Source organism: Pelagibacterium halotolerans B2 (assembly GCF_000230555.1).
Lineage (GTDB): Bacteria > Pseudomonadota > Alphaproteobacteria > Rhizobiales > Devosiaceae > Pelagibacterium > Pelagibacterium halotolerans.
In genome coordinates this window covers 2,038,485-2,051,742 of record NC_016078.1, presented here as the reverse complement: position 1 = coordinate 2,051,742, position 13,258 = coordinate 2,038,485, and the positions used below count along the sequence as shown (strand labels likewise).

Annotated in this window: 15 protein-coding genes; 10 read left to right on the top strand and 5 right to left on the bottom strand. The window is 61.6% G+C overall.

Going from position 1 to position 13,258, the window contains the following annotated elements; genetic code table 11:
* Positions 1-2: 2 nt before the first annotated feature.
* The 4 genes from KKY_RS19590 to KKY_RS20960 all read right to left on the bottom strand — a co-directional run bounded on the left by KKY_RS19590 (position 3) and on the right by KKY_RS20960 (position 4,020).
* Positions 3-611, bottom strand: a complete 609-nt coding sequence (locus tag KKY_RS19590; RefSeq protein ID WP_014131229.1) for a zinc metalloprotease — start codon at positions 609-611, stop codon at positions 3-5.
* A gap of 50 nt (positions 612-661) precedes the next feature.
* Complete coding sequence (locus KKY_RS10035; RefSeq protein WP_158308066.1) at positions 662-1,513, bottom strand: substrate-binding periplasmic protein; 852 nt, start codon at positions 1,511-1,513, stop codon at positions 662-664.
* A 93-nt stretch (positions 1,514-1,606) separates the two neighbouring features.
* The gene (locus KKY_RS10030; RefSeq protein WP_014131227.1) at positions 1,607-3,373 is read right to left on the bottom strand and encodes a pyrroloquinoline quinone-dependent dehydrogenase; all 1,767 of its coding nucleotides are present in this window, start codon (positions 3,371-3,373) and stop codon (positions 1,607-1,609) included.
* Between the two features lie 86 nt (positions 3,374-3,459).
* Positions 3,460-4,020 (bottom strand): c-type cytochrome, encoded by a 561-nt coding sequence (locus KKY_RS20960; protein ID WP_083824036.1) that lies wholly within the window; start codon positions 4,018-4,020, stop codon positions 3,460-3,462.
* Positions 4,021-4,300: 280 nt separating this feature from the next.
* Here KKY_RS20960 and KKY_RS10020 point away from each other — a divergent pair, with 280 nt between their 5' ends.
* From KKY_RS10020 to KKY_RS09990, 7 genes are all read left to right on the top strand, one after another.
* On the top strand, positions 4,301-5,074 hold the full coding sequence (locus KKY_RS10020) for a helix-turn-helix domain-containing protein (RefSeq protein WP_014131224.1): 774 nt from the start codon (positions 4,301-4,303) through the stop codon (positions 5,072-5,074).
* A gap of 17 nt (positions 5,075-5,091) precedes the next feature.
* Entirely contained in the window at positions 5,092-6,030 is a 939-nt protein-coding gene (locus tag KKY_RS10015; protein ID WP_014131223.1) for a Kelch repeat-containing protein, read from the top strand.
* A 45-nt stretch (positions 6,031-6,075) separates the two neighbouring features.
* Positions 6,076-6,678 (top strand): 5'-methylthioadenosine/S-adenosylhomocysteine nucleosidase, encoded by a 603-nt coding sequence (locus KKY_RS10010; RefSeq protein WP_014131222.1) that lies wholly within the window; start codon positions 6,076-6,078, stop codon positions 6,676-6,678.
* A 57-nt stretch (positions 6,679-6,735) separates the two neighbouring features.
* A complete protein-coding gene (locus KKY_RS10005; protein ID WP_014131221.1) occupies positions 6,736-7,461 on the top strand; it encodes an endonuclease/exonuclease/phosphatase family protein in 726 nt (241 codons plus the stop codon).
* Positions 7,462-7,541: 80 nt separating this feature from the next.
* Entirely contained in the window at positions 7,542-9,356 is a 1,815-nt protein-coding gene (locus tag KKY_RS10000) for an ABC-F family ATP-binding cassette domain-containing protein (RefSeq protein ID WP_014131220.1), read from the top strand.
* A gap of 290 nt (positions 9,357-9,646) precedes the next feature.
* Positions 9,647-10,321 carry a L,D-transpeptidase gene (locus tag KKY_RS09995; protein ID WP_041529311.1) on the top strand — a complete coding sequence of 225 codons (675 nt, stop codon included), beginning with the start codon at positions 9,647-9,649 and terminating at the stop codon, positions 10,319-10,321.
* A 72-nt stretch (positions 10,322-10,393) separates the two neighbouring features.
* A complete protein-coding gene (locus KKY_RS09990; protein ID WP_014131218.1) occupies positions 10,394-11,572 on the top strand; it encodes a BaiN/RdsA family NAD(P)/FAD-dependent oxidoreductase in 1,179 nt (392 codons plus the stop codon).
* Positions 11,573-11,576: 4 nt separating this feature from the next.
* Here the strand turns inward: KKY_RS09990 and KKY_RS09985 are convergent, their stop codons facing one another.
* Positions 11,577-11,795 carry a hypothetical protein gene (locus tag KKY_RS09985; protein ID WP_014131217.1) on the bottom strand — a complete coding sequence of 73 codons (219 nt, stop codon included), beginning with the start codon at positions 11,793-11,795 and terminating at the stop codon, positions 11,577-11,579.
* Between the two features lie 321 nt (positions 11,796-12,116).
* On the opposite strand from KKY_RS09985, the gene KKY_RS21000 reads away from it, so the two are divergent.
* From KKY_RS21000 to KKY_RS09970, 3 genes are all read left to right on the top strand, one after another.
* Positions 12,117-12,557, top strand: a complete 441-nt coding sequence (locus tag KKY_RS21000) for a hypothetical protein (RefSeq protein ID WP_041528691.1) — start codon at positions 12,117-12,119, stop codon at positions 12,555-12,557.
* A complete protein-coding gene (locus KKY_RS20995) occupies positions 12,500-12,847 on the top strand; it encodes a PRC-barrel domain-containing protein (RefSeq protein WP_041528690.1) in 348 nt (115 codons plus the stop codon). The genes KKY_RS21000 and KKY_RS20995 overlap by 58 nt, the downstream gene beginning before the upstream one ends.
* A 144-nt stretch (positions 12,848-12,991) precedes the next feature.
* Positions 12,992-13,213 (top strand): hypothetical protein, encoded by a 222-nt coding sequence (locus KKY_RS09970; protein ID WP_014131215.1) that lies wholly within the window; start codon positions 12,992-12,994, stop codon positions 13,211-13,213.
* The last annotated feature ends 45 nt before the right edge of the window (positions 13,214-13,258 follow it).

Below are 13,258 nucleotides of genomic sequence, written 5' to 3'. Positions count from 1 at the left end.
GGTCACCGTGCGCCAAGCAGGCGGGCCAGATCACCGAAGAACGTTGCCGGAAGGCTGCGATAGGTGAGGACGGCCAGAACGGTCAGGACAATCGACACATAGAGATGCCGCCTGACCAGCCATTGATATGCCCCAGGCGCCAGTGCCAAAAGCAGATAGCCACCAAGAAACGGCGGTATGGGGATGATGTTGAGGGCCAGCGTCCACCCGGCGACGTCGGCCATCATCCGTATGGTCGCATCGGTAAAGGCCGCGCTGCTGGTTGGCCAGGAGGTCGCCACCCAGGGCAGGGCGAGCAGTACGAGACGGCCGAACAGGAAGATCGCTGCCATGGTCAGGAGCGCGACAACGACAGGGGTGGCGCGTCCCAACCGGCCACCGGCCGGATCGACCGCAACGGGCCTTATCCATCCTGTGCGTGCCACCATGCCCGACAGGAGCCCGAATATGTCGACATGCACGAAGGGATTGAGGGTCAGCTTGCCGTCATAGGCGGGCCCCCGATCGCCCAGAAGCCGTGCGAAACCCGCTACGGAAAAGCCCATCAGGGTCAGAACCACGATTGTGGCGATGGCCCGTGTCAAAAGCTGCAGAAAGCTCAGATCGAACATCGGCAAGCCTTCGCGGCGACGTCATGCATGAACCCCGGAACCGTCATCTCTCAATTGCCGTTCGCGTCGGTCAGCCCGTTCTCGGCCAACAGCATCTCGATTGTACCGTCGGCCTCAAGCGCATCGATGGCTTCGGACAACACAGTGTTGAGATATGTATCTTCGGCCCGCGTGGCTATGCCGATTTCAATCGGGTCCACTGGAAAGGGCAGGTCGTAGGAATAGCTGAACCCGGCTGCTTGCGGATCGCCCCCCGTGGCACCGAACAGTCCGTACTCCCAGATCATGCCGGCGCTGATCGTACCATCGATAAGCCGCTCGAGCATCAGTTCGTTGTCGGGGTAGGGCGTGCGGCGCCAGGTGCTCTCTTCGGCCTGTGCGCCCAGATACTGGATCAGGCGGTTATCGCCCGCCGCCATCATGCGCACGCCTATGGTCTCGCCGAAGGGGATATCGGCCAGTGCCGCCGATTCCGAGCGGGTCACCAGAACCGTCTGGGCGCTGAGATAGGGTTGGCTGATGGTCATCCAGTCCGGATTGCTCGCCGAAAGAAGGAACCCCATGAAGCCGTCGCATTCCTGGGCCAGCATAATGAACATCTGCTGTTCGGTCAGCACGATGCGGTAGTCGAGCGGCAGCGGGCGTGTGGGCCAGTCGCGGGCGCCGACTTCATAAAATTCCACCTCTGCCAGAAGGCTTTGTCCTATGGCTTGCGCCAGGTCACGCTCGAATGCGGCCAGAACACCTTCGGGATTGATGCAGAAAACGAGCTTGCTGCCTTCCTGGCGCATGCGTTCGGTGTAGAGATCGCGCGGAACGATATCGAAGGACTGGGCGAATGCCGATCCGGCGAAAAGGGTTGCGGCGATGCCGGCTAGCCCAATCCGGGACGTCTTGCTCAAGCGCTGCATCTATCCTCCCCGACAGTACCCGGCATGTAAAGACAAGAAGGGGTCCAGCGGCGAACCGCTGAACCCCGGTTTGACGATCAGGCCTTACTCTTCAGGCAGAGCGAAGACATAGACTGCGGAATTGCTGCCACCCTGGTCGACATTGCCTTCGGCGATCATCAGAGCCGACGAGAAGCCGGCAGGACCTGCCGGGATCGCGACGTACTGACGGCCATCGACCTCATAGGTGATCGCATGGCCCGAAGCATCCGATGCGAGGCGCGAGCGCCACAGCATATCGCCGGTTTCGGCGTTGAAAGCCTTGAGATAGCGATCGCCGCCACCGGTGAACAGCAGATTGCCGGCAGTCGTCATGACCGGCGAGTACTGTGCAGCGGGCTGTTCCCAGCTCCAGACGGTTTCGCCGGTCGAGATGTCGATGGCGTCGATACGGCCAACATTGGTCTCTTCGGGCGGCAGCGTGTACGAGGAATCGGTGTTGTACACGTCAAGGGCTGTCGGCTCGTTGTCACGTGGCGTGGAAATCTGGCACGTGTTGTTGAGCGGGATGTAGTAGATGCCCGTGTTCGGATTGAACGCGGAGGGCGGCCAATCGCGGCCACCGAGATAGGCCGGGCAGTGCTCCACCGGAACGCCAATCTCATCGAGGATGACATCTTCGTTGACGGTCACGAGACCGGTTTCGTCGATGCTTTCGATCATGTTGGTATAGGCGGTGTCACGAGCCCAGAGGAATTCACCGGTCTCGGCATCGAACTGCCACATCGTACCGGTCTTGCACGGCACGCCGGTCAGCACGCGGCGGCCTTCGCCCGAAGCGCTCGCACCGATGGCGCGCAGGCCATCCATGGAATCGCTCGGGTTCACGTCGGTATCGGCGACGATCATTTCGAACGTGCATTCCTGGTCCCAGTTATCGCGGGGCAGGGTCTGGTGACGCCAGGCGATCTCGCCGGTCTGCGGGTCGACCGCAAAGCGGGTGTTGGTGCCGTAGAGCGTTCCGCCCGGAGTGCCACGCTGGACTTCGGAAGCCGGGCCCACAGCGCTCGAGCCGTAGAAGACGAGGTCGAGTTCGGGATCATAGGTGATCTGGCCCCAAACGCCGGTCATCCAGCGCGATTCGTAGTCATTGCCCCAGGTTTCGTCACCCTCTTCACCCGGCTGTGGGATGAAGGTGTTGCGCCAGAGTTCTTCACCGGTTTCGGCGTCATGGCCGGAGATGAAGCACCCGAAGGCAGAATACTGGCAGGTCGAGCCGGCGACGATCACGCCATTTGCCACGATCGGGCCGGAGGTGTTGGACACAAGGTCGGTGCCCTGGCCACGGTCGACTTCCCAGGCCAACTGGCCGGTCTTCATGTCGAGGGCGACAAGGAAGTTGTCCCAGCTCATGAAGTAGAGGTGGTCGCCATAGATCGAGATGCCACGCTTGCGGTCACCGAGCGAATGCAGGGTGTTGGTATCGGGCAGGCGGCGGCGGTACTGCCAGATCAGATCGCCGGTTACAGCGTCCAGAGCCTGGATGGTGTCGCCGGGGTTGGCGATGAACATGACGCCATCGTAAACGATCGGCGAGGTCTGCATCGGGCCGGTTTCCAGGCCGCGGGCCCAGACCATCTGAAGCTGATCGACATTGTCGGTATTGATCTGGTCGAGCGGGCTGAACCGATAGTTGTCGACAGCGCGACCATAGGCGAGCCAGTCGCCGTCATCGGGATTCGCAAGCATTTCGTCGGTCACCGGCGCCAGATCGCTGATCGCGGTCTGGGCGAACGCCGGTACGGCGAGCAGCCCGAAAGCGGTGGTCCCCGCAAGGACCATTTTCAACAGTTTGGAAGACAATTGCCTCACTCCCTTTCCCTTAAGATACGAGTTTGTTGTTTGGCAGTCGGGAAAGCCGGTCTCCGGCTTTCCACAGGTCGTTACCCATCGTGATCCTAGCCCTCGGGCGTCGGTACGATCATGATGGCCGAAAGCGCCTCTTCGGTGCCTTCGAGTTCGGCGTCGCCCGCCGGGGCGCCATGCAGTTCAAGCAGGTAGGCGACGATGTCAGCGTATTCCTGGTCGGTGAACCAGCCGGCATTGCCCGGAGGCATGTTGGAGCGCATGTAGTCGAAATAGGTGTAGAGCGGCTGATCGGCGTACTTGCTGTCCAGCGCATAGCCGATCAGGCCGGGAGCTGCGGACGAGCCACGCGCCGTGTTTGAATGGCAGGTTGCGCAATCGGTGCCAAAAAAGCCCATGCCGCGATCGGCCTGCTCCTCGGTGTAAACACCGTCGAATTGTCGAACGCAAATGCCGACGTCGCGGCAAAGACGGCTATGGCGGCAGCGGCAAGCGCCGTCCGGCCAACGGGACCCAGCCCGGTGGGTTTCCACATACTCAAATCCTTCATCTTCAGAACTGGAATTCCTCCTCGTTTTGCCGACCGCCGGTTTTCCGATCTGTCGGCTGCGCTCACCCGTTGTGGCAATTTGCCGGGCGACGAGGCGTCGCATTGTGAAACGCCATTTCACAAAATTGCGCCTTAGTTCCGCGCCGAGTCAAGCTGATATGTCAGTATTGCTGCGCAAAGTTATTTCGATTTCGGACGGTTCACCGGAAAGAATATGCGTGTCCGGTCTGAATTGCCCAAAATTTGGCCCTAAAACGCGCATGCCGACCCTGTGGCCAGGATCATTTGCAGCGCCGTACAATCGAGGATTAGACGAAAGTCTAGTTACATGCATTATACTGTATTACTAATCCGGGAAGGGTGTGGGGCCACGAGGGGAAGGCATGGTTTCGTACAAGAAGGTTGAGGCGCTGAGTCGGGGCCTTTCCATATTGCGGTATGTCAACGAGGAGCAGGAGGCTACGGTGGGGAGCCTTCATGCCAAGTCCGGGCTCGACAAGGCGACTATCGTGCGCATGCTCGAAACGCTCGAACAGGAAGGCTACGTGACCCGGTGCGATGGCGCTCATTGGCGGGTGACGGGAAAGACCATTCTCCTCTCCGGCGGGTATTCGGCCGTGCGCGAGATGGGAAGGCTGGCCAGTCCGGTTCTCAGCGAGAGCCGGGAGATTCTCAAATGGCCCGCCAGTTTCGGGATTTTCGACCGCGATGCCATGATCATCGCCGATACGACCCATGATTGGCGCGGCATGATGGTCACCCGCCAGCCCAACCATCGTCCACCGATGTTGACGACGTCGCTGGGCCGGGCCTATCTGGCTTATATGGATGACAAGGAGCGCGAAGCGCTGCTCGATTTGCTGCGCCGCGACCCCACAGGCTGGAACGCCCTTGCCAACAAGCCGGCCAAGATCAGGGAACTGATCGCCGATATCCGCAAGAAGGGATATGCGGTGGCCGACAACAACTATATGGCCCATACATTCGGCGGCGATATCTGGGGGATGAGCGTTCCCGTCAAGGGCAGGACGCGGCTGTATGGAGCCCTGGTCATCATGGTTCTGCGCCGGGTGATCGGCGAGGAAGAGGGGGTGCTGGACCTGGCGCCGCGCATGCAGGAGGTCGCTCCACGCATAGCGGAGGCTTTGGGCGGATAGGACAAGGAGGAACGGCGATGCCGACCGGACTGCGCTGCGCCATCATGGTGGTTTTCGCCCTGTTTGCCTGGGCCGCCAACGGGCACGAACCCGGGCAATGGCAAAATGGTGTCGAGGGGCCTCAACCGCGCTCGGAAATGGCCGTGGTGCAGGATGGCTCCCGGGCCTACCTGATCGGCGATTATGTAGGGGCCACCGAGGTGTTGATCTACGATCTCGATGCCCGGCGCTGGAGCGTTGGCCCCGACTTCCCCTATCCGGTGCATCACCCCGTGGCCGCCGCGCTTGGCGGCAATGTCTATGTCTTCGGTGGCTACATCAATGGCTGGGAAGCGAGCGATTCAGTCTGGGTTCTCGATGGGGAAACGATGGATTGGAGCGAGGCGGCGCCCATGCCCTCGCCCCTGGCCGCTGGCGGTGCTGCCGTGGTTGACGGCAATATTCATGTCGTCGGCGGCTCACTGTCGGGCGCCGTCAATACCGACGCTCACATGATCTACGACCCACAGGCCGATACCTGGGAAACCGCAGCGCCGATGCCGACGCCACGCGATCATCTCGGCATCGTCGCGATTGCCGGCGAAATTCTTGCCATTGGCGGCCGGGTCGATGGCGATCCGGCATTCAATCTCGATACCGTAGAGATTTACGATCCGCAAAGCGATGCCTGGCGTAGCGGCGCGCCGATGCCGACGGCCCGCAGTGGCGTGGCAGCCGCGGTGCTTGACGGTAAGGCATTCATTTTCGGCGGTGAAACGCGCGAGGTGACCTTTGCGGCGGCCGAAGCCTACGATCCGGTTGATGACAGTTGGATCGAACTTGCTCCGCTTCCCACGCCGCGGCACGGTTTCGGCGCGGTGGTCCATGACGGGCAAATTCTGACCCTGATGGGCGCCCCGACGGCGGGCGGAGACCGGTCCGCGCTCGTCGAAGTCTTCGTGCCCTCCAACCCATAGACTGATTTTGCTTGCGGGCAATTCTCCGGCGGCATAGGGACGGGCATGGTCTCAATTCTCTATGTCATGGCCGCCGATCCCGAATACGGCCCGCATCTGCGGGCCCGAATCGATCCGCTTATGACGGGTGTCGGCCCGGTCGAAGCGGCAATTGCCGTAACCCGTGCGCTCGCCGAAGCGAAAGCCGGATACGGCCTGCCCGACCTGGTCGTGTCGCTCGGCTCGGCTGGATCGGCAACGCTCGAGCATACCGGGGTCTATCAGGCCATCTCGGTTTCCTATCGCGATATGGACGCTACGGCACTCGGGTTCGCCCCGGGCATAACGCCATTTCTCGACCTGCCGCCGGTTCTGCCGCTCGAACCGCGCATTCCGGGGCTGGCTCCAGCACGGTTGTCGACCGGGGCCAATGTGATTTCGGGGGCCCGGTATGCAGAAATCGATGCCGATATGGTCGATATGGAATCGTTTGCCGTGCTGCGCGCATGCCAGGCGTACGAGGTTCCGCTGGTTGTGGTGCGTGGCATTTCCGACGGGGCAAGCGAACTCACGGGCATTTCCGACTGGACGCGCGACCTGGCGATCATCGACGAAAAGCTGGCCCGTGCGGCCGATCTCATCGAGGCCCATGCAAACGCCATTTTCTAGCAACCAAGTGCGGTCTGCTTCATTGACCTGCCACATCGCCATGACAATTATGCACTCATGATTTCTGTTGCGTCCTACAACATCCGCAAAAGCGTGGGCACCGACTGGCGGCGCGATCCGGGCCGCATCCTCGATATCATTTCCGAAATCGGCGCCGATATCATTGCGCTGCAGGAAGTCGACAGGCGCTTTGGAAGCCGTGCTGCGTCGCTGTCACCCGAGATGGTCGCAGAGCGGAGCGATTACTTTGCCATCAGTTTCGGGGTGAGGGAGCAGAGCCTTGGCTGGCATGGCAATACCATCCTCTATCGCCAGGGCATCGACGTGCTCGACACCAAGACCCTCACACTGCCGGCACTCGAGCCGCGTGGGGCGGTGCTCGCCGATTTTCAAGTTGGCCACGAACGCCTGCGCGTGATCGGGCTGCATCTGGGGCTCGTCGATCTGTGGCGCCGCCGGCAGGCACAGTCGGTGCTCAACCAGCTCGATGTTCTCGACGAAACATTGCCGACAGTGATTATGGGCGACCTCAATCAATGGACCACGGAAGGCGGTTGCCTGGCTCACTTTGCCGAGAACCATCAGGTCATCGCGCCGGGACCGAGCTTTCATTCCTCCCGACCGGTGCTCAATTTCGACCGCATTATCACGACGATGGATATCGATGTGGCAGCGTCGGGCGTTCACATGTCGGATCTGGCCCGCAAGGGCTCGGACCATTTGCCGGTGTGGGCGCGGATCAGAATAAACGCTCAGGCACGCGAGATCGCGCAGTCGGCTTAAGGGCGGGGCTTGCATTGGCCACAGTTATTGGCCATCTGTCGCCCCAGCACAGATGTCTCCCGAAATGACCAGAGTTCCTCATGGCCGCGCCACTCCTCGCCCTGCAATCGATCCGCCTCGTCATGGGGTCGACGCCCCTGCTCGAAGGGGCTGAGCTCTCGGTCGCTCCGGGAGACAAGATTGCCCTTGTGGGCCGCAACGGGTCAGGCAAATCGACCCTGCTCAAAATTGCTGCCGGGACCATCGAGCCCGATGGGGGTGAGCGGTTTTTCCAGCCCGGTGCAACTGTGCGCTACCTGCCCCAGGAGCCCGATTTGTCGGGCTATCCAACGACGTTGGCCTATGTCGAGGAGGGGCTGGAGGGAGCCGATGACCCCTATCGTGCACAGTATCTGCTCGAACAATTGGGTCTCACAGGATCGGAAAACCCAACCTCGCTTTCAGGCGGCGAGGCGCGCCGTGCGGCGCTGGCCCGTGTCCTGGCGCCCGAGCCCGATATCCTGCTTTTGGACGAGCCCACCCCCCCCACCCACCTCGCCCTGCCGGTCATCGAGTGGCTGGAGGGCGAGCTCAAATCGTTGCGGTCCGCGCTTGTTCTCATCAGCCACGACCGGCGATTCCTGTCCGATCTGACGCGCAGCACGGTCTGGATCGACAGGGGCCAGACCCGCCGCATCGACCAGGGCTTTGGCGCGTTCGAAGCCTGGCGCGACGATTTCCTCGAGCAGGAGGAAAAGGAACAGCACAAGCTTGCGCGCAAGATCGCGGCGGAAGAACATTGGGTGCGATACGGGGTCACCGCGCGCCGCAAACGCAATGTGCGCCGCATGGACCTGCTCAGTGGCCTGCGCCAGCAGGTCAGGGACTATCGGGGGCCGCAGGGCACCGTCAAAATGACCGTGGCCGAGGGCCGCAGTTCGGGCGCCATGGTGGTCGAGGCCGAAAATATCTCCAAGGCGTTTGGCGATCGCGTCGTTGTCGAAGACTTTTCGACCCGCATCATGCGCGGTAGCCGCGTGGGAATCGTGGGGCCGAACGGGGCGGGCAAGACGACGCTGATCCGCATGCTGACGGGCGATCTCGAATCCGACAGCGGCACCGTGCGGCTCGGCACGCGGCTGGAGCTGGCCGTGCTCGATCAGCGCCGCGCCTCGCTCGATCCCGAAGCCACGCTCAAGGATGTTCTGACCGGCGGTGGCAGCGACACGCTGACCATCAATGGTCAGCCCAAGCATGTCATTGGCTATATGAAGGAGTTCCTGTTCACCCCCGAACAGGCCCGCACCGCTGTCGGCAAGCTTTCGGGCGGCGAACGCAATCGGGTGACGCTGGCCCGCGCACTGGCGCTGCCGTCCAACGTTCTGGTGCTGGACGAGCCGACCAACGATCTCGATCTTGAAACCCTCGACCTGCTCGAAGAGATGATCGCCGATTATCAGGGCACCGTCATCGTGGTCAGCCACGACCGGGACTTTCTCGACAAGGTGGCGACCTCGATCATCGTCGCCGAAGGCGATGGGAGCTGGAACGAATATGCGGGGGGCTATTCGGACATGGTCGCCCAGCGCGGGGCCGGGGTTTCGGCCCGGCGCGTGGAAAAGACAGCGCCTGCCGCAAAGAGCAAACCGGCGCCCGCCGCTCCGGCACACCAGCAACGGCGCAAGTTGTCGTTCAAGGACAAGCATGCCCTGGAAACGCTGCCGGGGGAAATGGATGGTGTGCGCGAGAAAATGGCGGCGCTCCAGACCGCACTGGACGATCCCGGCTTGTACAACCGCGACCCGAACAAATTCGAAAAGGTCACCGCCGACCTTGCAACCGCCCAGCAGAATTTGGTCGAGATGGAAGACCGCTGGCTGGAGCTCGAGATGTTGCGCGAGGATCTCGAAGGCTGATTGTGGCGCTCACAAATCTGCGATCACATTTATCCTTTCCCGATTGTAAACCAATATCCTGCTAGGCGAGGACCGGAACACAAGGGTATAGAATATGCGGTGTTCCGGGCCGATTGGCCGCTTTTCCAGGATGTGCGGTGAGCCGCGGGGGACCATCCAGATGCGAATGAGGCGTGGTGCCGAAAGGCAACACCGTTCCTTTCTGCATCGAGGACGGCGGAACAATGTCGCGCCTGCCATATTTGATATCGCGCCGTGCATGGCATCCGCACAACGAAAAAGCAGACAAGATGACCTCATTGACCACGACACTCCCCCGCCGCCGATTCCTCACTGGGGCAGCCGGCCTTTCGGCCCTTGCGCTTGCCGGATGTTCGAGCATGGGCACGCCCGCGCCGGAGGTGCCCGCCCTCCCGCAATTCGATCCGTTTTACGTCAACATGTATCGCGGCGTGCAGGACGGTGAATTCTACGTGCCGGCCGTCGATCTGCGCTATGTCGACGACGTCTATTATCGCCGGGTCGTTCCCGATCCCACGGGCGAGCGCCCGGGCACCATCTATGTCGATACCGCCAATCACTACCTCTATCTGGTTCAGGAAGATGGCCAGGCCATGCGCTATGGCGTCGGTCTGGGCCGGGAAGGGTTCGGCTGGTCGGGCCGCGGCACGATCCAGTTCAAGCGCCGCTGGCCGACGTGGACACCGCCATCGGCGATGATCGAGCGCCAGCCCGAACTTGAGGAATGGCGCAATGGGCAGCCCGGAGGGCTGGACAATCCGCTCGGCGCCCGCGCGCTCTACATTTTCCAGAACGGACGCGACACGCTCTATCGCATCCACGGCACGCCGGAACCCTGGACCATCGGGTCCAACGTCTCTTCGGGCTGTGTGCGCCTGATGAACCAGGACATCATGGATCTCTATTCGCGCGTTTCGACTGGCAACACGCTTATCGTCGCCTGACCGCTTTCGGCGTTTGCGCCAGACCCGCCCGTCCGGTACCAACCGGGCGGGTTTTTCATTGAGCAGGGCAAAATGCGTTCATTCGACGTCATCGTGATCGGAGCCGGGGCCGCCGGCATGATGTGCGCCGCGACGGCCGGCCAGCGTGGACGTTCGGTCCTTATCATCGATCATGCCGAGGCGCCGGGTAAAAAGATTCGCATCTCGGGTGGCGGGCGGTGCAATTTCACCAACATCCACACGACCCCGCAGTCGTTCCTGTCGCAAAACCCCAAATTCGCCATCTCGGCGCTCCGGCGTTACCGGCCCGCCGATTTCATCGCGCTTGTCGAACGCCATGGCATCGCCTACCACGAAAAAACCCTCGGCCAGCTCTTTTGCGATGGGTCGGCCCGGCAGGTCATCGATATGCTGCTCGAGGAAATGCGCATCGGTGGCGTGACGCTTGAACTTGGTAGCAGTGTCGAATCCATCGAGCCTACGGACAGCGGGTTTGTCCTGCGCCTGCCCGATGGTCCGGTCGCCGGCGCATCGCTGGTCATTGCGACGGGTGGCAAGTCGATCCCGAAAATGGGAGCCACCGGGTTTGCCTATCAGGTGGCGGCGCAGTTTGGCGTTCCGGTTGTCGAGCCGCGTCCCGGGCTGGTGCCGCTCACCTTCGAGCCGGGCATGCTCGAGCGCTTGCGTCCGCTTGCCGGGGTGTCGGTGGATGCGCGGGTGTGTCATGGTAAGACAGCGTTCCGCGAGGGCCTGCTGTTCACGCATCGCGGGCTGAGCGGGCCGTCGATCCTGCAGATTTCATCCTATTGGCGCGAAGGCGATGCCCTGGCCGTCGATCTTGCGCCGCGAACCGACACGGGCCAATGGCTCGCCGAGGCGCGGGCCCGCAACGGAAGGCAGAGCATTCTGAACGCCCTCTCAGAGCTGTTGCCGCGCCGGGTGGCCGAACTGGTCGTGACCGAGACGGGCGTTTCGGGCAATCTGGCCGATATGGACCGCAAGGCGATGGAAGCGATCATTGCCGCTGTTTCAGGATGGCGGATCAAGCCGGTCGGCAGTGAAGGCTATCGCACCGCGGAAGTGACGCTCGGCGGCATCGACACCGCCGCACTCAGTTCGACCGATATGCGGGTCAAGGCAGTGCCCGGCCTCTATTTTATTGGCGAAGCCGTTGATGTCACCGGCTGGCTCGGCGGTTACAATTTCCAATGGGCCTGGGCCTCTGGCAGGGCGGCGGGCCTGGCAGTTTAGGTGCTTAGCCCGGCGCGATCACTGTATGAACCGTCCCGGCAATGTTGGCGAGACGCAGATGGGCGCTCGAGGGTGAAAGCTGGCTGGAAGCGAACATATAACCCGCCACCGCGAGGCCGATGATTGCCAGCCACCCGATAGCAAATCCCCGTCGGTTGTAACCCCGTATCGGAGCGGAGGACGCAGAACGGGCGGGGCGGCGGGCAAAGCCTGGAAAACTCATAAATCACAAATCCGGGAGGGGTTGATGATCGGCCCTCTTATCGGATGTGAATGTGCTTTCGCGATGGCGCAAACATGCCAAGACGAGGGCATTGGCGACACATTTGCGCCTTGCCATAGCGGCGAATGATTCAAAGGAAACGGGCTGCCCCGGTATTGCGTTCCAACGCCCCGACTTGTCGTGGATTCTCGTTCCGAAGGGGAACCAAGCGGACAGGGTAACGTTCAAATGCCATGACGGTTGGAGCGCCGACCGGGGCAAGAGTTGAGCCTCGCGGTCCCAGCCCGAGAACTTGAAACAAGCGATTTCAGGAGAAAACTAATGTATCGCAAGCTTCTTGCCACGACCGCGCTGGCCCTGGTTGTTACCGGCGGCGCATATGCTCAGGAAATGGCCCCGGCCGATCCGGCCATGGCCCCTGCAGACCCTATGATGGAAACTCCCGCGGAACCTGAAGTTCCCGAGGAGCCCCTTGTCAGTGCCGAAGAAACCGGCATCAACGCAGATGGCTGGCTCGCCACTGAAATTATCGGGGAGACCATCTACAATTCGACAGGAGACGATGCCGAAGCCATCGGTGACGTGAACGATTTCGTGCTCGTGCCGAAGAAGCTCCGGCTGAAGACGCCATGGCTGCCGAAGAAGCTCCGGCTGAAGACGCCATGGCCGCCGAAGAGTCCCCGGCCGCTGACGCCGATGCTGCCATGGACTTCGACAGCTTCGACGCCGTTGCCACTGCCGATATCTCGGCCGACGAGCTGACCGGCACGGCGGTTTACGGTTCGGGCGATGAGGAAATCGGTTCGATCGGTGACATTCTGCTTTCGGAAGACGGCACTGTCGATGCGGTCATCATCGATTTCGGCGGCTTCCTGGGCATCGGCACCAAGCCTGTGGCCGTCGACTTCGAAAACCTCACCTTCCTGCGCGATGAGAATGGTGGCCTTGTGCTGCGCACCACGCTCACCGCAGAGGATCTCGAGGCGGCTCCCGAGTATAATGAAGAAGCCTACCTCTCGGCTCCCGAAGACAATTCGCTGATCGTCGAATAACACAGATCACCATCACCATTGGAAAGGGCCGGTTGAAAAGCCGGCCCTTTTTGCATGCCTCGCCCGAGGGGAGAGGGTCCAGGGCCGGGTCATGGTGGAACTGGCTGCTCACCACCGGCATTTCTCGTGCAAAGGAGAGATGCCATGAACGACAAGAATATACCTGTCTATTTCGATGTCGGCGCTATCGCTCGCACGCCCGCCGAGATCGCTGCAGATCCCACCTTGTCGAACGCACGCAAGATCGAGCTGCTCAAGAGCCTCAAGGAGCGCCATGTCGCGCCTGAGGACAAGGGCATGCTTGGGGACGCCGATCTCGAACTCGACAAGCTGTTGGAACTCAACGCATTGGCCAATGATCACTGACATTGGATACAAAAAGGGCCGGTCCAATGACCGGCCCTTTTTCCC